Here is a 379-nt window from a genome sequence, read left to right as displayed (position 1 = left end):
ATCCTGACGCCCAATCGCGAAATGGCGTCCTCCGATCTGTCGCGGAAACAGCGCCATACCCTTCGCCGCGGCGAGATCGCCGGTGACGGGCCGCATCCGGAAGGTCGCGAAGTCGTCGGTCTGGAGCATCTGCTGTTGCACGCCGCGATCGCCCACCGCGGTGAACGTGCCGACATAGGTGGAATGGCCGTCCGGCATGGTGAGCGGCGTGAGACGCAGGTCCTCGATCCCGCGGCTCTGGCTGGGGACGACGGGGAACAGCACGGTTTCCGACGGTTCCCGGCTGCCGCCACAGTCGAGTTCGAAGACATCGTCGGTGCCGGACGGCGCGACGATCGGTGCGACCGAGGTCGGGCTTGGCGGGTCGACGGCGACGCTG

The 379-nt window shown here is 68.1% G+C and carries 1 protein-coding gene; it reads right to left on the bottom strand.

The window, feature by feature from the left end; all coding sequences use genetic code 11:
- Positions 1–379, bottom strand: a 379-nt coding sequence (locus AC0IYH_RS29800) for a glycoside hydrolase family protein (protein ID WP_471837685.1), incomplete at both ends; no start/stop codon positions are given.

The sequence above is a fragment of the Pseudomonas sp. AC463 genome (assembly GCF_979253585.1).
Note: the sequence above shows the minus strand (reverse complement) of the source record. Positions and strands in the feature narration are given on the sequence as shown.